At 38.3% G+C, this 20,457-nt stretch carries 20 protein-coding genes and 1 pseudogene; 10 read left to right on the top strand and 11 right to left on the bottom strand.

Annotation, left to right across the window (positions count from 1 at the left end):
- Window positions 1-28 precede the first annotated feature (28 nt).
- Both LV716_RS14725 and LV716_RS14730 read right to left on the bottom strand, forming a co-directional pair.
- Entirely contained in the window at window positions 29-976 is a 948-nt protein-coding gene (locus LV716_RS14725) for a glycosyltransferase family 2 protein (protein WP_163418546.1), read from the bottom strand.
- Window positions 977-1,018: 42 nt separating this feature from the next.
- Complete coding sequence (locus LV716_RS14730) at window positions 1,019-1,540, bottom strand: DUF4199 domain-containing protein (protein WP_163418547.1); 522 nt, start codon at window positions 1,538-1,540, stop codon at window positions 1,019-1,021.
- 164 nt (window positions 1,541-1,704) lie between these two features.
- Between LV716_RS14730 and LV716_RS14735 the strand changes: the two genes are divergently transcribed.
- Both LV716_RS14735 and LV716_RS14740 read left to right on the top strand, forming a co-directional pair.
- Window positions 1,705-1,974, top strand: a complete 270-nt coding sequence (locus LV716_RS14735; protein WP_163418548.1) for a type B 50S ribosomal protein L31 — start codon at window positions 1,705-1,707, stop codon at window positions 1,972-1,974.
- A gap of 79 nt (window positions 1,975-2,053) precedes the next feature.
- On the top strand, window positions 2,054-3,229 hold the full coding sequence (locus tag LV716_RS14740; RefSeq protein ID WP_163418549.1) for a GlmU family protein: 1,176 nt from the start codon (window positions 2,054-2,056) through the stop codon (window positions 3,227-3,229).
- Between the two features lie 5 nt (window positions 3,230-3,234).
- Here LV716_RS14740 and LV716_RS14745 read toward each other — a convergent pair whose 3' ends face one another.
- Together LV716_RS14745 and LV716_RS14750 are read right to left on the bottom strand one after the other, a co-directional pair.
- On the bottom strand, window positions 3,235-3,609 hold the full coding sequence (locus tag LV716_RS14745; RefSeq protein ID WP_163418550.1) for a VOC family protein: 375 nt from the start codon (window positions 3,607-3,609) through the stop codon (window positions 3,235-3,237).
- 199 nt (window positions 3,610-3,808) lie between these two features.
- The gene (locus LV716_RS14750; protein ID WP_163418551.1) at window positions 3,809-5,554 is read right to left on the bottom strand and encodes an ATP-dependent endonuclease; all 1,746 of its coding nucleotides are present in this window, start codon (window positions 5,552-5,554) and stop codon (window positions 3,809-3,811) included.
- A 353-nt stretch (window positions 5,555-5,907) separates the two neighbouring features.
- Here LV716_RS14750 and mtaB point away from each other — a divergent pair, with 353 nt between their 5' ends.
- Window positions 5,908-7,236, top strand: coding sequence for a tRNA (N(6)-L-threonylcarbamoyladenosine(37)-C(2))-methylthiotransferase MtaB (gene mtaB / locus LV716_RS14755; protein WP_163418552.1), 1,329 nt, complete (start codon window positions 5,908-5,910; stop codon window positions 7,234-7,236).
- 48 nt (window positions 7,237-7,284) lie between these two features.
- On the opposite strand, the gene LV716_RS14760 is transcribed toward mtaB, so the two are convergent.
- Entirely contained in the window at window positions 7,285-7,578 is a 294-nt protein-coding gene (locus tag LV716_RS14760) for a GNAT family N-acetyltransferase (protein ID WP_163418553.1), read from the bottom strand.
- A gap of 161 nt (window positions 7,579-7,739) precedes the next feature.
- On the opposite strand from LV716_RS14760, the gene LV716_RS14765 reads away from it, so the two are divergent.
- Both LV716_RS14765 and LV716_RS14770 read left to right on the top strand, forming a co-directional pair.
- Window positions 7,740-8,417 carry an alpha/beta hydrolase gene (locus LV716_RS14765; protein WP_163418554.1) on the top strand — a complete coding sequence of 226 codons (678 nt, stop codon included), beginning with the start codon at window positions 7,740-7,742 and terminating at the stop codon, window positions 8,415-8,417.
- A gap of 26 nt (window positions 8,418-8,443) precedes the next feature.
- Window positions 8,444-9,406, top strand: coding sequence for a lytic transglycosylase domain-containing protein (locus LV716_RS14770; protein ID WP_163418555.1), 963 nt, complete (start codon window positions 8,444-8,446; stop codon window positions 9,404-9,406).
- A 15-nt stretch (window positions 9,407-9,421) separates the two neighbouring features.
- Here the strand turns inward: LV716_RS14770 and LV716_RS14775 are convergent, their stop codons facing one another.
- Together LV716_RS14775 and LV716_RS14780 are read right to left on the bottom strand one after the other, a co-directional pair.
- Window positions 9,422-9,586, bottom strand: coding sequence for a hypothetical protein (locus LV716_RS14775; protein ID WP_163418556.1), 165 nt, complete (start codon window positions 9,584-9,586; stop codon window positions 9,422-9,424).
- Window positions 9,587-9,779: 193 nt separating this feature from the next.
- A complete protein-coding gene (locus LV716_RS14780; protein WP_163418557.1) occupies window positions 9,780-10,295 on the bottom strand; it encodes a DUF2892 domain-containing protein in 516 nt (171 codons plus the stop codon).
- Window positions 10,296-10,463: 168 nt separating this feature from the next.
- Here LV716_RS14780 and rpmH point away from each other — a divergent pair, with 168 nt between their 5' ends.
- Together rpmH and carB are read left to right on the top strand one after the other, a co-directional pair.
- Window positions 10,464-10,622, top strand: coding sequence for a 50S ribosomal protein L34 (gene rpmH, locus LV716_RS14785; protein ID WP_082433296.1), 159 nt, complete (start codon window positions 10,464-10,466; stop codon window positions 10,620-10,622).
- A gap of 98 nt (window positions 10,623-10,720) precedes the next feature.
- On the top strand, window positions 10,721-13,573 hold the full coding sequence (carB, locus tag LV716_RS14790; protein WP_163418558.1) for a carbamoyl-phosphate synthase large subunit: 2,853 nt from the start codon (window positions 10,721-10,723) through the stop codon (window positions 13,571-13,573).
- 77 nt (window positions 13,574-13,650) lie between these two features.
- Here the strand turns inward: carB and gndA are convergent, their stop codons facing one another.
- Window positions 13,651-15,060, bottom strand: coding sequence for an NADP-dependent phosphogluconate dehydrogenase (gene gndA / locus LV716_RS14795; protein ID WP_163418559.1), 1,410 nt, complete (start codon window positions 15,058-15,060; stop codon window positions 13,651-13,653).
- A 184-nt stretch (window positions 15,061-15,244) separates the two neighbouring features.
- On the opposite strand from gndA, the gene zwf reads away from it, so the two are divergent.
- Window positions 15,245-16,777 (top strand): glucose-6-phosphate dehydrogenase, encoded by a 1,533-nt coding sequence (gene zwf, locus LV716_RS14800; RefSeq protein ID WP_163418560.1) that lies wholly within the window; start codon window positions 15,245-15,247, stop codon window positions 16,775-16,777.
- A 125-nt stretch (window positions 16,778-16,902) separates the two neighbouring features.
- Window positions 16,903-17,616 (top strand): 6-phosphogluconolactonase, encoded by a 714-nt coding sequence (gene pgl, locus LV716_RS14805; protein ID WP_163418561.1) that lies wholly within the window; start codon window positions 16,903-16,905, stop codon window positions 17,614-17,616.
- Here pgl and LV716_RS14810 read toward each other — a convergent pair.
- Window positions 17,613-18,158: an acyl-CoA thioesterase gene (locus LV716_RS14810; protein WP_163418562.1), complete on the bottom strand. Its 546-nt coding sequence runs from the start codon at window positions 18,156-18,158 to the stop codon at window positions 17,613-17,615. The two genes, pgl and LV716_RS14810, sit on opposite strands and share 4 nt — an antisense overlap.
- A 61-nt stretch (window positions 18,159-18,219) precedes the next feature.
- Here LV716_RS14810 and LV716_RS14815 point away from each other — a divergent pair, with 61 nt between their 5' ends.
- Complete coding sequence (locus LV716_RS14815; protein ID WP_163418563.1) at window positions 18,220-18,618, top strand: endonuclease domain-containing protein; 399 nt, start codon at window positions 18,220-18,222, stop codon at window positions 18,616-18,618.
- Between the two features lie 29 nt (window positions 18,619-18,647).
- On the opposite strand, the gene LV716_RS14820 is transcribed toward LV716_RS14815, so the two are convergent.
- Complete coding sequence (locus LV716_RS14820) at window positions 18,648-19,013, bottom strand: 6-phosphogluconate dehydrogenase (protein WP_163418564.1); 366 nt, start codon at window positions 19,011-19,013, stop codon at window positions 18,648-18,650.
- A 2-nt stretch (window positions 19,014-19,015) separates the two neighbouring features.
- Window positions 19,016-20,358: pseudogene (gene rmuC, locus LV716_RS14825) on the bottom strand (DNA recombination protein RmuC).
- Between the last annotated feature and the right edge of the window lie 99 nt (window positions 20,359-20,457).

Below are 20,457 nucleotides of genomic sequence, written 5' to 3' on the forward strand. Positions count from 1 at the left end.
ATACAAAGAATCTATGTGGGGCGGCGTGCTAAACATTAATTTTATCGGAGATGTTGTAACGGGTATCATTTTTTCTGGATCGTACCATGATTTCCCCTAAAAAACCGGCCAAAAAGAACTGGGTTCCTATCAGCATTGCCGTAAGTGCTATAAAAAATTGTGGTCTATCGGTAATGAGTCGCCCAGTTGGATTTATGACTATTTTATCTATTCCCAAGTAAATAGAAAATCCAAAGCCAACAATGAACATGAGTACGCCCAGAGCACCGAACAAGTGCATAGGTTGGCGTCCAAATTTGGAAACAAACCAGATGGTTATTAAATCCAAAAAACCATTGATGAATCGGTCCACACCAAACTTGGTGGTCCCATATTTTCGAGACTGGTGCTGCACCACTTTTTCGGTAATTTTTGAGAAGCCCGCATTTTTGGCAAGTACGGGAATATAACGGTGCATTTCGCCAGACACCTCTATATTTTTTACAACAACGCTTTGATATGCCTTTAGGCCACAATTAAAATCATTTAGTTTAACGCCAGATGTTTTTCTAGCGGCCCAATTGAATAATTTTGAAGGGATATTCTTGGCAATGACCGAATCGTATCGTTTCTTTTTCCAGCCAGAAACAATATGGTTGCCCTCTTCCTTTATCAAGTGGTACAGTTCTGGGATTTCTTCGGGATTGTCCTGTAGGTCGGCATCCATGGTGATTACCACATCACCCGAAGCAGCTTTGAACCCTGCATGCAATGCCTGTGACTTCCCATAATTCTTAAGAAACCGTATTCCCTTTACGCTATCGTTTTTCTTGGACAGTTTAGAAATTATCTGCCAAGAATCATCCGTACTCCCATCATCTATGAAAATAACTTCATAAACAAAATGATTGGATTGCATAACGTTTGCAATCCAATCATGGAGTTCTATAAGCGATTCTTGTTCGTTAAGTAAAGGGATTACAATGGAAATCTGCATTGTTACATTCTGGAATTCCCTTCAAAAATAGTATTTTTTGCCTTAGTAGGAGGCTTTGTCCTTTTTTAGGATAAGACCTGTAACAAGACCGATAACAAGGCCCAGTACACAGCTAATGATCAATCCTATGGGGTAGCGCATCCAAGCAAATTTTTTCTGCATGGCCGCTCCTTGTTCCCATTGTTCCTCTGTGAGTGAAGGATTGTCTTCAAAAGTTTTAGCTTTTGCCAATTCCAAGGCTTTATCCATGAAATCGGGTTCTATAAAGTTTATGAGTACATACTGGTACGCTAAAGAGAGTATTGTGGAAACTAATGCTATACCCACAGCGACCTTTAACGCTTCGACAATTTTTAAATATCCCGAATTAGCTTTTTTAAAAGCATTTACACCTAAAAAGATGACAATGATAGTTAAAACTATTGATACTACAATTATAGGAGTGCTCATCTCATAATGCATGTTTTGAGTATAGAGCATGACACTGAATACTATTGAGACCAGTCCCAATAATATTCCGTAATTGAGGGCAAACTTTCCCGTTTTAGGTTGATTTTCTTCCATTTGTTCTAAATATTTAGTGGTGATTGTTGCTTGTTAGTGTTTACTTTAAGAATTTTGTTACAATCAAAGGTAATTTTTTCTTTTTTCCTCTTTTTCAGTTGCAGTACTAAAAGAAATGATTAAATTTGCACCTCGAAAAATTCGAAGATTAAGTATTTACGACGATGAGAAAAGGTATACACCCAGAAAATTATAGATTGGTAGCTTTTAAGGATATGTCCAATGACGATGTCTTTATTACTAAATCTACCGCAGATGCAAAAGAAACTATCACTGTAGACGGTGTTGAATATCCTTTGGTGAAACTGGAAATATCAAGAACTTCACACCCATACTATACTGGTAAGACTAAATTGGTCGATACCGCTGGTAGAATCGATAAATTTAAGAACAAGTACAAAAAATTCAAGAAAGAAGAGAAAAGCACTAAGTAAGCCTTTTTCTGAATAAAATATAACGCCCCTGATGAATGTCAGGGGCGTTTTTTATTTTTACACTTTTGAAACCACAACCATGAACTATATACTTTCAGACGGTCCGCAGCGTACAGCCTTATTACCATTTACCTTTACCCGCCCCGTTGCGGAAATCAGGATCGGAATCTTGACCATTCGCGAAAAATGGGAGAGGTACCTGAATACGACCATAAGTTTTAAGACAGAGGAATATCTATCTGAAAAGTATCGAATGGTCACTGCAGATGACAACATTGTGATTACGGCTTCTTTTTTGCCAAATGTGGCACTTGTGGAAAAGATTGTTTCCTTGGACGTGAACGAGGCTATTTTTTATGAAGATAAACTTGTGGCCTATCGTACGGCAAATCCAAATACAGAAGTAGAGGTTTCCCAATGCAAGGCCATTCATTTTGAAGACGAAGTGCTAACCGTAGATTTTACATGGGATATCTTTTCCAAAAACGGTGAAGCGCTTCAGGCCGATTTTGATATGATTACCAAAGGGCGTAAAAGTGCCCCAATTTCAGATACCAACCGCTTGATTCACCCAGAAAATATTTTCTTGGAAGAAGGTGCGCAGGTGGAGCATAGTATACTCAATGCCACCAAAGGCCCTATTTATATTGGTAAAAATGCCGAAATATGGGAGGGCTGCCTCGTACGGGGCGCTTTAGCGCTATGCGATAATGCTATTGTGAAGATGGGGGCGAAACTATACGGTCCAACTACAATAGGACCTTATGGCAAGGTATGTGGAGAAATTAACAACTCGGTAATTTTTGGGTATTCCAGTAAGGGTCATGACGGGTATCTAGGCAATGCGGTGTTAGGGGAATGGTGCAATATTGGAGCGGATTCCAACAACTCCAATCTAAAGAACAATTACGCCAAAGTGCGCCTTTGGAACTATGCCACCGAAAAATTTGACCATACGGGATTGCAATTTTGCGGACTTATGATGGGCGACCATAGTAAAACGGCCATCAATACGATGTTCAATACGGGAACGGTCATTGGGGTCAATTCCAATATTTATGTGCCTGGATTTCCAAGAAATTTTGTGCCCAGCTTCAGCTGGGGCGGTGCCTCGGGCTTTACGACCTACGCACCCAAGCGTGCTTTTGAGGCTGCAGAAGTCATGATGGCGCGTAGAGGTGTTACTTTTGATGCCACCGAAGCCCGAATTTTAGAGCATGTATTTGAGCTGACCAAAAAGTGGCGGAATTATTAGAACGATTATTGTAAGGATTGGTGCAGTGCAATCCTGTTTCCTTCAGTATCTTGAAATTCGGCGACAAAGCCTAGATCACCGTTTGAGGTCTTGGGGTATAATAGCTGCCCGCCATTTTTGGTGACCAAAAGCAGGGTCTCGTCAATACTGTCCGTTTTAAAGTATATAACGGCTCCATCTTTGGTAGGTTTATAAATATCACCTTTGGCCAAAGCTCCGGAAATCCCAAGGCTATTTTCCGCAAAAGGAAATAGCGCCATTTCATTGCCATCGATAATTGCTCTCTCAAAGCTCAAGTTAAATATAGCACTGTAAAATGTTACAGACCTGTTCATATCGGTTACCGGAATTTCAAAATAAACTACGGGATTATGAGGCATTTTTTTTTTGATTTTGATATCTAAAACTAAGGGATGAAAAACTAATACTTTGGGTAAGAGTATTGGAACTGGCAAAAAAAGTTTTCAGAGGTTTCGTTATCAAAATGTTTGAATATTAAATAACTGATTTTAAATTACTTATAAAGATAACTAAAGCCTTTGAACTTGCATCTGTTTTGGCTATTATTTTTATATTGTCTTAATTCTTTAAGAAATTATGAACCTCAGAAACAAAACTCCATGGTATATCTGTTTTCTTTGCCGATAACTCAGGTATTCTCTCCAATGCTTTAACTATCCATTTTGATTTACTTGACGATTTTGGCAATCCTTTTGTAACTAGCCAAGATTCTAATTCTCCTACAGGAACAATAAATACCCCAATGGCTTTACAATAACTGTTTATTTCATCAAATTTAGTCTGATTATCGACAGACAATTGTCTTCGACCTTCATTTTTATATTTTGACCATGGTGAATTTTCTTCTCTTATCTTTTTTAATTTTCTTCTTACTTCTACTGTTGTTGATTCTATGATGTCAATACTTACATTAAGTTTTATTGTATCAAGTAAATCCTTAATCTCAGTTTTTAAATTTGTCAATATAGATTTTGGAGATTGAGATTCGACCTCGGATACAATACCTTTTCTTAATTCCCTAATCTTGTCAATTATTTCTCTGTCTGCATTTTTTTGCTCTAATAGTCGTTTAAGTTCATCCCATACTCTAAGTATATCAAAATCAACAATGACCGCATGATTAACTTTTAACTTAAAATATGGCATAGAGACTTTAGTAACAGTTTGTTTGTTATGAGAGTGAGTATAATGAATGTCATCATTGTCGAATAGTTGCCTAGATAATCTTTGATAAAAAATTGAATCGCTATCTGCTTCTGTCACTACAACTCCTTTGTAAAACAAACCTTCTAAAACTCTTGTTGAACTTAATAAAGGATCGTTAGCAATTTTCTTTACTTCCTCAGGATTTAGCTGGCTTATGCTATTGATATCATCTTTTCTTGTAATTCTAATAAGGTCAATATCTTGTCTGATGTTCAAAATACCTCTTAACAAATCAACACTATGTGTTGCTATAAATATTTGTTTTTTATTATTTGCCTGCTCTGCAATAATTTCTCCAAGTTTTAGAGCTTGAGGAGGATGCAAAAAAGCTTCAGGTTCATCTAATAATAAAACTGGCTTTTGTCCAACATGAAGTGATAGAAAAGTTGAAATAAAACTTTTTAAGCCATCACCTTGCTCATCTAATCTTCTTTCTTTCTCAAGTATTTTCCTTAATTCTCTAGGATCAGTAGGGACGGTTCCAAAAGATTTTGAAATTCGAAAACAAAGATTAACAAGGTTTGTGTAATCGAGCAAAATATCTAATTCAAATGAATCCTTAACCAATTCTCTTAACTTTGCCTCAATCTCTGTGCCTTCTTTGTATACAGCTTGCAAAAGGTTTTCAACCTGTTTATTTACTTCTCCACTTTTTGATTGTAAGATATTTTTCAATCTATCTTCAGTACTTAAAAAGTTAACTAAGAAATTACCAAAATAGTTTGAGAAATTCTTTCTTGACTGTTCATCTTTTTTTTCTAACCACTTTTCAACTCTATCTTCCCAATCATTTCCTATATATAGGTTTTTTACACCACTAAAAGAGGAATTTAAAGTTCTTATGTAATGATTACCATCATTATCAATTATCGAGTTAATATTATAACTGTCTAGCAATTCACTAAGTTTGGATGGCCAACTGTAACTTATATCATCAACAACGATGGAATCAGGTTTTTCAATCGTAGTAATTTTAAGTATATCTTTTAATACTTGACTTTTACCACAATTGTTAGGCCCTATTAAAACTACCAAGTTTTTAGGTTTAAAAATGAAGCTATTCTTAAACTTTATTTTTTCTATTTTGTATTCAAACATAAAATGTATATGATGTAGCCTGACGTCGAAGATATGATTCTGTTTTAATGAATTATATCGACCGATAACGAAGTTAGTTGAAAAAGACTACAACATCTATAGGTGCTAATAGCAAGATTTCAAATAGATGTCAACAGGATTGTTTAAGTACAAGTTCAAGGTTCAAGCTCAAAGAGTTGTTGGTTGATTATGCTGAGATTAAAAGTTGGAACATAAAATAAGGATTGGGAAGTCAGAAGTTGGCGTTTACAGGTTGAAAGTTGAAAAGTATAGAAGTCCAACGCTCATTACTAAGCACTAAAGACTAACAACTAATTCCTATCTTTGCAACCCTAAAAATCAGGGATATACCCATGAACAAAAAAGTTGCTTTTTACACTTTGGGATGCAAGCTGAACTTTTCCGAAACTTCTACCATTGCCAGAAGTTTTGAGGATGAGGGTTTTGATCGTGTGGACTTTTCCCAAGAAGCGGATATTTATGTAATCAATACCTGTTCCGTTACCGAGAATGCAGATAAACGCTTTAAGACTATCGTAAAACAAGCGCAAAAGAGCAATCCAGCTGCTTTTGTAGCTGCCGTTGGGTGCTATGCCCAGCTAAAACCCGAAGAATTGGCAGCAGTTGATGGTGTGGACTTGGTCTTGGGTGCCACCGAAAAATTCAAGATAACCGATTACCTGAACGATCTTGCCAAAAACGATAAGGGAGAAGTACATTCCTGTGAGATAGAAGACGCCGATTTTTATGTGGGCAGTTACGCCATTGGCGATAGGACCCGGGCATTCCTAAAAGTACAGGACGGCTGCGATTACAAGTGTACGTACTGTACCATTCCATTGGCACGTGGAATTTCCAGAAGTGATACTTTAGATAATGTGTTGAAAAATGCTTCAGAAATTGCTTCCAAAGGCATTAAGGAAATCGTACTTACCGGGGTCAATATTGGAGACTACGGTAAAGGCGAATTCGGGAATAAAAAGCACGAACATACGTTTCTGGATTTGGTGAAAGCTTTGGAGGTAGTGGACGGCATACACCGCCTTCGTATTTCATCCATAGAGCCAAACTTGCTTAAAAATGAAACTATAGATTTTGTGTCCCAGAGCAATAGCTTTGTCCCGCATTTTCATATTCCCTTGCAAAGCGGTAGCGATGACATTTTAAAACTGATGCGTCGCAGGTACCTGTCCAATCTATATGTCGACCGGGTTAACCGAATCAAACAAACGATGCCACATGCCTGTATTGGGGTGGATGTTATTGTTGGTTTCCCAGGAGAGACCGATGAACATTTCTTGGAAACGTACCATTTTCTCAATGAGCTGGATATTTCGTACTTGCATGTATTCACGTATTCCGAACGCGATAATACCGTAGCGGCAGGTATGGACGACGTGGTGCCCAAAAATGTAAGGAGCAAGCGCAGTAAAATGTTGCGCGGACTATCTGCAAAAAAACGAAGGGCATTTTACGAAAGTCAGTTGGGAAGTACCCGTACCGTGTTGTTCGAGGGAGAGAACAAATCGGGTTACATTCACGGGTTTACCGAAAATTACGTCAAGGTAAAGGCGCCTTGGAATCCAGAATTGGTGAACACGTTGCATACTGTGGAACTTACCAAAATCGATGAGGACGGTTTGGTCCGCTTTGAGTTCGTCCAGAACGAAGTATTGGCATAAAAAAAGCCTCTCGAAAAGAGAGGCTAAAATCAATTTTACTTTTGTTACTTAGATACGAATACCAACGGGCAACATTTCTTTGTACTGTCTGTTTTTTCTCAAGAAACCTGCAATGTGCGGGCTTGTAGGTACGACCCTAAGGTTTTTTTCTTGGATTTGATTTAAAACGGCCTTGATAAAGGTCTCTTTAAAACCATCTTGGGTAATTTCCTCAGGAATTACCAGTTTTGTTAAAAATACTTTACGCTCCTGTGAAGAGTACTCGATTTTAGCTAAATGCCCATCAACCTTAGTTTCAAATTGACGCAAGAAACTATTGTCATTAACTTCCATTTCTGTCATGTAGTATTGTTTTAAATTGACTTTGAAATTACCGTAGCGGTAATTTGGTTTATTCCCTATTTTTGATGCATGCGTATTCTAAAATGGGGCTTGTTGCAAAAGGAGTACAAAATTAGTGAAAATTTAGTTAAATTCCTAGCTTAATCGATATTAGGTGAGAAATGCCCGACGATAAAATCCATATATACCTTATGCCGGGAATGGCGGCCAACCCATCTATATTTGACGGTATAAAACTTCCGGAAGAAACCTTTGAACTGCATCGATTGGAATGGTTCGTTCCCCAAAAGAAAATGCCCTTGGCCGACTATGCCAAGGAAATGTGGAAAAAAATACATCACGAAAAACCAGTATTGCTTGGTGTGTCGTTTGGGGGACTTTTGGTACAAGAAATGGCAAAGCATAGACCCACTTTCAAAATAATCGCGGTTTCGTGTGTGAAAAAGAGTAGTGAACTCCCTAAAAAAATGCTCTTTGCAAAATATACCAAAGTACACAAATTACTTCCAACGGGTTTGGTGTCCAACGTAGAGCTTCTGGCAAAATATGCCTTTGGGGAAACGGTAACCAAACGTTTGCATCTTTATGAACAATACCTTTCTGTTAGGGATAAATATTATATAGACTGGGCCATAGACAACATCGTAAACTGGCAACAGACTGAGCCACCTAAAAATCTTGTCCACATTCATGGTGACTCGGATGCCGTGTTCCCCGCAACCAATATCAAAAATTGCATCACTATAAAAAAGGGAACGCATACTATGATAATCCATAGGGCAAAATGGTTTAATGAGCATCTCCCTACAATTATTTTAGAAGAAGGTAGTTCTATATAGTATCTTTATAGTATAAGAGAGACAACATGAAGCATATAAAAAATATTTTAGCGGTTATTGGATTGGTAGTAGTTGTGGGAAGTCTTGTTTTTGCCGCACAATCGAACAATGTGGAAGAGGATAAAGAGCCTATGACTACTGAAAAAGAAAATCCTGTTAACAGGAACGTGACCGATGGGTATAGGATAAGTGCCATAGAGATTCCAGAAGACTTAAATTTTGCAGGTGAGCCTGTGCCGCTTGACGACCCTGAAGTCATGGAACGGGTAGACCGCGAGTTTTTGGTGAACACGTACTGGCAATCCAATGCGTTGTTGTTGATGAAACGCGCCAACAAATTCTTCCCTATCATAGAACCGATTCTCGCAAAGAACGGTATACCGGATGATTTCAAATATTTGGCCGTTGCGGAAAGTGCATTGATTGATGTTGCCTCGCCCAAAGGAGCAGCAGGGATGTGGCACTTTATGAAAGCTACGGGAAAAGAATACGGGTTGGAGGTCAATGCCAATGTCGATGAACGATATCATATCAGAAAATCGACACAGGCGGCCTGTGAGTATATCAACAAATGGAAAAAGCGTTTTGGTACCTGGACACTTACCGCGGCTACCTATAATGCAGGTCCGGGCGGAATCAAAAAATATATGGACATCCAAAAAGTGGATGATTACTACGACCTTTTGTTGGGTCAAGAAACAGGGCGTTACGTGTTTAGAATCATGGCACTTAAAGAAATTCTATCCAATCCTGAAAAATATGGGTTTGAGGTTGAAAAGGACGATTTGTACAAAGCTGTGCCTACATTTTCGGTAGAAATTGATGAGCCCGTTGCCAGTTGGGCTGATTTTGCAAAGGAATATGAAATCAATTATAAAATCTTGAAGCGCCATAATCCTTGGTTGCGCGAACCGCATCTGAACAACGCGTCCCGCAAAAAGTATGTGATTGAAATTCCAAATAAGGGATACTACAGGGAGTCCAAATAATGTGTTGCTACTTGGTTATAGTCGTTTTCTAAGCATAAAAAAAACGACTGCAACTATCAGAAACCCAACACCGGTAACTACTGGTGGATTTACGATGGTATCTCGTTGTAGACCCAAATACGTAATCAATACTGCTAGAATCAATAAAGCTATTATTGCAAAAGTCAGAACGTTTTTCATACGGTAGGCTTTAATTATCTCATGTTTTCTTTAGATGTATAAGGGTACTATTCCTCTACAGGATAATGAAGTTACGGATATTCATGGATAAATCTAAATCCAAATAATGCATATTCATTGCACAGCGAATATCAAAAATATTAAGTAATATTTTGATGAGTAAGGAGTTAGCGGATGGGTTGATTTTACAGACCTAAATCTTCTTCATCTGCTGTTGCATCATCTTGATTTGGTCGGTAAGCATGTTGTTCTTGTCCAGTTTTTTGGCTTCCTGAAGCAATTGTGTAGCTTCTCGTTTTCTGCGTTTCTGCATGGAAATACCTGCAAGACTTAATTTGGCCATGGCAACATCATAATCCATGTTGAGACCCAGCTTCAATGCTTTTTTAAAATACTTTTCGGCCTGGGTAAGGTTCTTTTGCGAGTAAATGATGCCGTGAAGGTAATTGTAGTACCCCTGTTGTTTTTTGACAAGTGCAGATTCGGGGTTCTTGATTTTCTCCAACCATTTCTGTGTACCTTCCATATCTTGCTTTCGCATACGTAGGAATGCCATAAGTATCAATTCATTTCTAAAGTATAGGAAAATGAAAACAGTGGAAAGCAAAATCAAGGAAATACCATTGCCAATATAACCTTCTATAAACTGATATACTGCGTATCCTATAATAAGTGCGGCAATTACTAGTTTTAAATTTTTATTGAACATATGTCGTTGGAATTTTACCTTGATTTCAGCGGATGCAAAAGTAGTAAAAACTATTGTAAATATTTTATTTTTGCACTTGCCAAAGTAAAAACTCTTTGTATATTTGCGCCCAGAAAATTTGGGGAGATTTGTTTCCCAGTACAAGAAATCCATTAAAATAGTTCCGAAATGAAAAGAACATATCAGCCGTCAAAAAGGAAGAGAAGAAACAAGCATGGTTTTAGAGAGCGCATGGCGACTGCCAATGGTAGAAAAGTACTTGCAAGAAGAAGAGCCAAAGGAAGAAAAAAACTAACTGTTTCCTCAGAGCCAAGACATAAAAAATAATGACTGTCAATAACTTTTAATTAAAGGTGCTACTTTTCAAGTTTAGCACCTTTTTTTTGTCCTATTTTTAAAAATTAAACAACGAGTAACCTAATAGAATGCCTAAAAGAGAAGATTTAAAATCCATTTTGATAATTGGCTCGGGCCCAATTATAATTGGACAAGCGTGTGAGTTTGACTACTCTGGTTCCCAAGCACTACGTTCCCTTCGCGAAGATGGAATCGAGACTATTTTGATCAATAGCAATCCGGCAACGATAATGACAGATCCTGCGATGGCAGACCATGTATATCTGAAGCCATTGAACACAAAATCGATTATAGACATTTTAAAAAAGCACCCTAATATAGATGCGGTGCTACCTACGATGGGTGGGCAAACCGCGTTGAACTTATGTATTGAAGCCGACGAAAAAGGAATCTGGGAAGATTTTGATGTTGAGATCATTGGTGTTGATATTGACGCTATCAACATTACTGAGGATAGGGAGAAATTTAGGGAGTTGATGCTTCAAATTGGAGTAGGAATGGCACCTCAAGCAACAGCGACTTCATTTTTAAAAGGAAAAGAAATTGCCCAAGAGTTTGGTTTTCCACTGGTAATCAGAGCCTCTTTTACACTTGGTGGGGCGGGAGCATCCATTGTTTATGACCCTGAGGATTTTGATGGGCTGCTAAGTCATGGACTTGAGGTTTCCCCAATTCATGAGGTCATGATTGACAAGGCTTTAATGGGATGGAAAGAATACGAATTAGAGTTACTTCGTGATAAAAATGACAATGTAGTTATCATTTGTGCTATCGAGAACATGGACCCAATGGGCATTCATACTGGAGATTCAATTACTGTGGCACCAGCAATGACACTCTCTGACCGAACATATCAACGCATGCGGGATATGGCCATCCATATGATGCGCAGTATCGGGGATTTTGCAGGTGGATGTAATGTCCAGTTTGCCGTGAGTCCAGATGAAAAAGAGGATATTATTGCCATTGAAATCAATCCACGGGTTTCCCGCTCTTCCGCTTTAGCTTCCAAGGCTACGGGATATCCAATTGCGAAAATCGCTGCAAAGCTGGCAATCGGATACAGTTTGGACGAACTGGAAAATCAGATAACCAAGTCTACTTCGGCATTGTTCGAGCCAACATTGGATTACGTTATCGTAAAAATTCCAAGATGGAACTTTGACAAATTTGAAGGTTCTGATAGAACGTTGGGACTTCAGATGAAGTCTGTAGGTGAGGTTATGGGCATCGGACGTTCTTTTCAAGAGGCATTGCACAAGGCCACACAATCCTTAGAGATTAAGCGTAATGGACTTGGTGCGGATGGAAAAGGATATAAAGATTATGAAACTATTATTCAAAAACTAAAAGTTCCGAGTTGGGACAGGGTTTTTGTAATCTATGACGCTATTCAATTAGGAATACCTTTGAAGAGGATTTTCGATATTACCAAAATAGATATGTGGTTCTTAAAACAATACGAAGAACTGCATTTCTTGGAACAGGAGATTTCAAAATATACCATAGAAAGTTTACCAAAGGCGTTTTTATTGGAAGCGAAACAAAAAGGTTTTGCGGACAGACAAATTGCACACATGTTGGACTGTTATGAAAGTGAAGTGCACAAAAAGCGAACGAACTTGGGAATAAACCGTGTCTTTAAGTTAGTGGACACCTGTGCTGCAGAATTTAAGGCAATGACACCGTACTACTACTCCACATTTGAAGAAGAAATAGAAACGGCAGATGGTAAACGCTACGTGGCCAATGACAGTGAGGTTACGGACAGAAAGAAAATTGTGGTCTTGGGTTCTGGTCCAAACAGGATTGGACAAGGAATTGAATTCGATTACTGCTGCGTGCATGGGGTTTTGGCCGCTGCCGAATGTGGTTACGAAACCATCATGATCAACTGCAACCCCGAAACAGTTTCCACGGATTTCGATACTGCTGATAAGCTCTATTTTGAACCTGTTTTTTGGGAACACATCTACGATATTATCCTCCATGAAAAGCCGGAAGGCGTTATTGTACAGTTAGGAGGCCAGACCGCTTTGAAATTGGCCGAAAAATTGGATAAATACGGTATTAAAATTCTTGGAACCAGCTTTAAATCATTGGATTTGGCAGAAGACCGAGGTAGCTTTTCCACATTATTAAAAGAAAATGACATTCCTTATCCTAGATTTGGTGTTGCTGAAACAGCCGATGAAGCGCTGGAACTTTCAGAAGAGCTTAATTTTCCCTTATTGGTAAGACCTTCTTATGTATTGGGAGGACAGGGGATGAAAATCGTGATCAATAAAGAAGATCTGGAAAAGCATGTCGTTGACTTACTCCGTAAAATTCCTAATAATAAATTATTGTTGGACCATTATTTAGACGGTGCCATAGAAGCGGAAGCCGATGCCATTTGTGATGGGGAAGATATTTACATCATTGGTATCATGGAGCACATTGAGCCCTGCGGTATCCATTCGGGTGATTCCAATGCAACCTTACCACCTTTCAATTTAGGTGAATTTGTATTACAACAGATAAAGGACCATACCCGCAAGATTGCCTTGGCTTTGAAAACGGTTGGATTAATCAATATTCAGTTTGCTGTGAAAGATGATATGGTCTATATCATTGAAGCCAACCCAAGAGCATCGCGTACGGTTCCTTTCATCGCTAAGGCTTATGGGGAGCCCTATGTGAATTTTGCCACTAAAGTGATGTTGGGCGAAAAGAAGATTAAGGATTTTGATTTCAAACCACATTTGGATGGATATGCTATAAAACAACCTGTGTTTTCATTCAATAAATTCCCGAATGTGAACAAAAACCTTGGGCCAGAGATGAAGAGTACAGGGGAAAGTATCCTGTTCATTGACAGTTTAAAAGACGATGATTTTTACAATCTGTATTCTAGAAGGAAGATGTACTTAAGTAAGTAATCGTATTACAAATTTAAAAAGAGGGCAATGCTATCGTATTGCCCTCTTTTTGTTTTATTCAGTTTAATAGTAGGAATCTACTTTTCCCATTCCGTATGAAAAACACCTTCCCGATCTAGGCGCTCGTAGGTATGCGAACCAAAATAATCACGCTGTGCTTGGATTAGATTTAGAGGTAGTCTACTGCTGGTATATGCATCAAAATAGGTTAGTGCATTTGATAGCCCAGGTAACGGAATACCATTGGTAGCACTGTAGGAAACCAGTTCTCTGGCAGAATTGACCGTATCTTGAATTTTTTCTTTAAAAGAGGAAGACAACAATAAGTTTTGTAAATGAGGTTCTGCTTTGAATGCATCTGTTATATCTGCCAACAAGGCGGCACGAATGATACAACCTGCTCGCCAGATTTTTGCAATTTCCCCTAGTTCCAGTTCATAGCCATATTCTTTGGATGCGTCGGCTAATTGGTGCATACCTTGAGCATAGGTGATGATAAATGCAAAATAAAGTGCATTTTCAGCTTTGGCAATCAATGTCTTTTTGACAACGGATTCTGGTTTGGGGCGGTCATATAGTTCATCCGCTTGTATTCTTTCTGCTTTTAAGGCCGAAATCTCGCGCATACTTACCGCAATGTCGATGGTTGGCACAGGAATACCTAAATCCATTGCATTTTGCGAGGTCCATTTCCCCGTTCCTTTCTGTTTGGCCTTATCCAAAATTTTATCGACTAAATGTCCATCTGTCAAATCATCTTTTTGCTCAAATATTTCAGAAGTGATTTCAACCAAAAACGATTGTAATCGCCCAGCATTCCAATTCGCATAGGTTTGATGTAACTCTTCATTGGTCAAGTCCCCGGCCTTTTTCAAAAGGTCATAAATTTCCGAGGTTAATTGCATCAATCCATATTCAATGCCATTGTGCACCATTTTCACATAGTTTCCAGCAGATTTTGGACCTAAATATGTTACACAAGGTTCTCCTTTGTACTTGGCAGAAACAGCTTCAAAAATTGGTTTTACGTATTGGTACGCATCTCTGGAACCTCCTGGCATGATGCTTGGTCCCTTGCGGGCACCTTTAGCTCCGCCCGATACTCCTGCACCAAAGAAATTAATGCCTTTTTCTTTTAAATAAGCTTCTCTACGGTCCGTATCCGTAAAAAAGGAATTCCCTCCATCGATAATGATATCACCCTTATCAAGATGGGGCAGTAAATTTTCAATGACAATGTCTACTACTTTACCAGCAGGAACCAATAACATGATTTTTCTAGGAGTGGTCAAAGCCTTAACAAAAACTTGAGCATCAGTAGCAGCATTTACTTTACTCTGGTTACCACCTTCCTTTATAAGGGCATCAACTTTTTCCTTGTCCAGATCATTGCCAAAAGCTGTAAATCCATTATCGGCAACATTAAGAATAAAATTGCGCCCCATTACACCAAGGCCCACAAGCCCAAAATCATAAGTATCTGCCATGTTCTATGTTTTTAACGTCTTATGTTAAGACAACACTAAGTACGTTATTTGTTGAATTCTGAACCTAAAATAAACGTTATATTCGTTAAGCTCAAAAATAAATTGCGGTGTTGAAGCCTTTTTTAGGAAATAGCTCCCCAATCATTCAATTTTTGGGATATCCGAACCTGTAATAGCTCACTCTATGAAAAAGACCAATAGTCAAATGCTCATTATTTTTGGAGCTTCGGGCGATTTAACAGCCAGAAAGCTCATTCCAGCATTGTTTAATTTATACGTTGCAGAACAGCTGCCCAAAAATTTTATCGTTTTAGGTGCTAGTAGAAGTAACCTTACAGACGAAGAATTTAGAAATAGGGTGGTCTATGAAAGCAAGTATTTAAAAGAAAAGATTAACGGTCTGGATAAAAAGAAGTTAGAGGCATTTGCCAATACATTGTTCTATGAGGATTTAGGTAACGATTACGCCTCTAATTACGAAGGCCTGTCCAAGCGTATTGAGGATTTGAACGATGCCCACAATACGAATCATAATTACATGTTTTATTTATCCACACCTCCAAGTATTGTTGAGACGATAGCAAAGAACCTTTCAGAATACAATCTTAATGATGAAACGAAAGGCTTTAAACGGTTGATTGTGGAAAAGCCATTTGGATACAATCTGGAGACCGCAAAAGAACTGAATAACGGACTTCAGCAGTATTTTAAAGAGTCGCAGATTTATAGAATTGACCATTATCTTGGAAAAGAGACCGTACAAAACTTATTGGTGACCCGCTTCTCCAATAGCATCTTTGAGCCTTTGTGGAATCGAAATTACATTCACCACGTGGAAATAACCAATGCGGAGAGCGTTGGCGTAGAGAAAAGGGGAGGATACTATGATAAATCAGGTGCATTGCGCGACATGTTTCAAAACCACTTGCTGCAAATTGTTTCATTGGTGGTCATGGAACCTCCAATAGGTGATCAGCCAGAAGAAATACGAAATGAAAAAGTAAAAGCATTAAAATCGCTCAGGGTCATGCGGGATAAGCAAACCCTTTTTGATAATACGATACGTGCCCAATATGTTGGTTCGGAAATTAATGGGGAAAAAGTGAAAGGTTATCGCGATGAAGATGGTGTTGACCCAGACTCAACTACTGAAACCTATGCTGCGGTAAAGTTTTTTGTAGATAACTGGCGTTGGCACGGAGTTCCTTTTTATGTGCGTACGGCCAAACGCATGCCTACAAAAGTTACGGAGGTAATTATTCATTTTAAAACACCGCACCATCAGATTTTTCAAGATTCTGGAGTTAACAATAAAGACAATAAGCTGATAATCAGGATACAACCAGATGAAGGTGTTCTTATGAAGTTTGGAGTAAAAGTTCCTGGTCAAGGCTTTAAGGTGGAACGGGCGAATTTGGATTTTTACTATTCCAGTTTGGCACAAACCTATGTTATGGAAGCTTATGAGCGACTACTTTTAGATGCCATGCAAGGCGATGCTACGTTATATGCAAGAGCTGATGAAGTAGAAGCAGCTTGGGAGTTTGTTGACCCTATCTTGAATTACTGGAAGACCGGTGACGATGTAAGAATGTACGGTTATGCCGCAGGTGTTTGGGGACCTGAAAACGCAGATGAACTGATCGATGATTTAGGGTTCTGGCGGAATCCTGGTGAGAACTTGGCCGATGACCCTGGCTATTGTGTGATTTGTTAGTTAAGTAGTCAGTGGTCAATTGCTGGTTTGAACTTTGGGTTTGATCTTGCGCTTGAACTTTGAGTTTATTTTTGTCATTGGTCATTGGTCATTGGTTGATAGAGTATGGTTTAAAGATTTATTTGATGGAATTGAAAATTTATAGGGATAAAGACGAAGTTGCAAAACAGTTCTCTGAATATTTTTCGGGATTGGTTGAGGGGAAATCCATTTTTCATGTGGCACTGTCTGGTGGAAGTACCCCAAAAATTGTTTTTGATTTGCTTGCTGCTGATTTTTCTTCAAAAATTGATTGGAATAAAATTCATTTTTATTGGGGAGATGAGCGATGCGTTCCACCAACGAATGACCAAAGCAACTATAAAATGACTGTAGCGCATCTGTTTTCCAAAGTTGATGTCCCCCAAGAACATATTCATAGAATATTAGGCGAAAACGACCCGCATAAAGAAGCTAAAAGATATGGTGAGCTATTGGTGGAGCATCTTCCGTCGCAAAATGGAACTCCTCAATTTGATTTAGTTATCTTAGGAATGGGTGATGACGGGCATACAGCTTCAATTTTTCCACATGAAATTGAATTATGGGATTCAAACGAAAACTGTGAGGTCGCCATTCATCCAGATTCTGGACAACGAAGGGTTACGTTAACAGGAAAAGTTATCAATAATGCGAAAGAAGTAGTTTTTTTGGTGACAGGAGAAAGTAAGTCAGAAAAAATAACAGCAATTCTTGAAAAGAAGGAGGGTCATATGGACTATCCAGCTTCTTTAGTACATCCAAATTCTGGGAGTTTGGTCTGGTTTATGGATGCAGATGCTGCTAAGGAACTTGCTTAGTTTAAATCCAGCTGTACATTTTCACCTTCTAAAGTATCTAAATGCGCATCGATTTTAAAATTGGCAGCTTCATATTTGGAATCTCTATGTTGGGCCGAGGCTTTTCGTTCTTTACTTCTGGCAAATCGGCGAACCCCTTGTTTGTCAAATAATAGTAAACCTGGAATCGTTCTGTTTTTGCCACTTTCATCTTTTGCGACCATAGTAAGATAAGATGAATTGCAATGTTTGATCTTTCCAGTGGTAATATTTTCAGATTCAACTCTGACGCCTACTACCATTGAAGTTTTTCCAGTGTAATTGATGGATGCTTTTAAGGTGACCAATTCACCAACTTCAATTGGATTTAAGAAATCTACTCTATTGACAGAGGCGGTAACACAATACGCTTGTGAGTGTTTTGATGCGCATGCAAAAGCAATCTGGTCCATCAGATTTAGTATGTGTCCTCCATGTACTTTACCACCAAAATTGGAGTGGGAAGGTAGCATTAGCTCCGTAATTGAAACCTTGGATTCTTCTACGGTTTTGAATTTTTTCATTTGAACTTATTATATTTCCCCTCTAAAAAGAGGGGATTAAGGGGTGTGTAAAAACATTGGAATGATAATCAAATATAATCCAAAGCTCAAAGAACTTGCTAGGCAACTGCGTAATAATGCTACAAAAGCTGAAATTTTTCTTTGGCAAAAACTAAAGCGAAATCAAATGTATGGCTATGATTTTCATAGACAAAAACCTATTGATCAATACATTGTAGATTTCTTCTGTAATAAGTTGCGGTTAGCTATTGAATTAGATGGTTATTCACATCAAATAACTGAGGTTTGGGAAAAGGATGTCAAAAAGACGAAATGCCTAAATGAGCTTGGAATCAATATACTTAGATTTTCAGATTACCAAGTGATGAACGAAATGGAGAATGTACTACGAGCTATTGAGGATTATATTGTAACATTCGAAGAAAAAGGATTTACACCTCCCTCAATCCCTCCTTGTTAGGAGGGAAGTTATATACTTTTCTTAGTTATTTAATTCCCAAAATGTGGCGATTTTTCCTTATCCACCTCGATGATAAAATATTTTGTATCCCCTAACCAAAAAAAAGTTGAGTACCGTTCCTTATAAGTAACTTTTACGTAGTGACCTTGAAAATCCTTTAGTTTCTGTATGACATCCTTTTTATTGTCCTCTACAGAAAAAGAAAAAATTTGAGCCCCTGAAATACCTTGGCTTATCTCACCTTCCCATGTCTTGGCCAACACCCCTTTCCTACTGAATTTTATCAATTCCCCGGAACGATAGCCCTCACTGAAAGGGACATAGTAGATAAAAGCAAAGTAAGCCGAGACTCCCAATAGGATGGCTGATATGGTAATAAATATTGCTTTTTTCATGGTTATAGTTCAAGTTTTGGTTCTTGATAATCGTCTTCTTCTGCACGTTTTAATATTGGCTCAGGAATGGATTTTTTAGCTTTTGCACCCATTTTTTTGAGTTTTTCAATACTGGTAACAATGTTTCCACGCCCCTCTACCAATTTGTTCATGGCACCACGATACTCTATTTTGGCCTCATCCATTTTTTTGCCCACCTTGGTCAAATCTGTTACAAAACCTTCAAATTTATCGTATAATGCACCAGCTTGTCTAGCAATTTCTATAGCATTTTTTTGCTGTTTTTCATTGTTCCACATACTGTCTATGGTACGCAATGTAGCCAATAGGGTAGAAGGAGTAACGATAACAATATTCTGTTCAAATGCCTTGTTGTAAAGCGAATTGTCAGTATTTATTGCTACTGCAAAAGCAGGTTCTATCGGAACAAATAGTAGCACGAAATCAGGACTTTCCATTTCATACAAGTCCTCATACTTTTTGGCGGAAAGTTGTTCCACATGCTTTCGTAAAGAATTGATATGGTCTTTAAGGTGTTTTTCCTTTAATTCATCTTCAGCATTGGTATAACGTTCATAGTCGGTGAGGGAGACCTTGGAGTCGACCACCATCTTTTTCCCATCTGGTAGATGGATAATAACATCTGGCATTACCCGAGAGCCGTCATCCCTTAAAAAACTTTGCTGTACACTATACTCTCTGTCTTTCTCAAGACCCGACTTCTCCAATACGCGTTCTAAAACCAATTCCCCCAATTCCCCTGCATTTTACTATCTCCTTTTAAGGCTTTGGTTAAATTTTCCGCTTCTTGGGTAATCTTAAGGTTTTGATTTTGAAGATTTAGTAATTGTTCTTTAAGCGCTGAATGAATACTGATATTCTCCTTTTGGGTAGCTTCTACTTTTTTCTCGAACAGCTGAATTTTTTCTTGAAGCGGACTCAGTATTTGTTTGATGTTTTTTTGATTTTGCTCTGTAAACTTCGAGCTCTTTTCTTCCAATATTTTTGAAGCGAGAATTTCAAAGTCTTTGGTGAATTTTTCCTGTAACTTTTCTACTTCCTCTTTTTGTTCGGTATTGATGCGTTGTAAATTTTCCAAATCTGCCTGATACCTGACAATTTGGTTTCCAAGTTGCTCTTTTTCAGATTGAAGTTCTTTCTTCTCGGTATCGACAGAAAGAAGTCTATCGTTTAGGGTCGTTACAGTATTGTTCAGCTGCTGCTCACGTTCCTGCCAAACACTTTCATTGGATTTGGTCTTTAGCTTTTGAATATAGATGCCCATAAGTACTCCAATTCCAGTTGCAAGTATGCCAACCAATACATAAATCAATTCATTGCTCATAAAATTCCTTTCTCAGGATAAAGATAATGGATATCTAACTACATAAAAATATCCCTGAAATAGTTTGTAGCTTTCGGTTGTGATGTTTTTTTGCTTACA

Source organism: Flagellimonas sp. HMM57 (genome assembly GCF_021390175.1).
In the GTDB taxonomy this organism is placed as follows: domain Bacteria; phylum Bacteroidota; class Bacteroidia; order Flavobacteriales; family Flavobacteriaceae; genus Flagellimonas.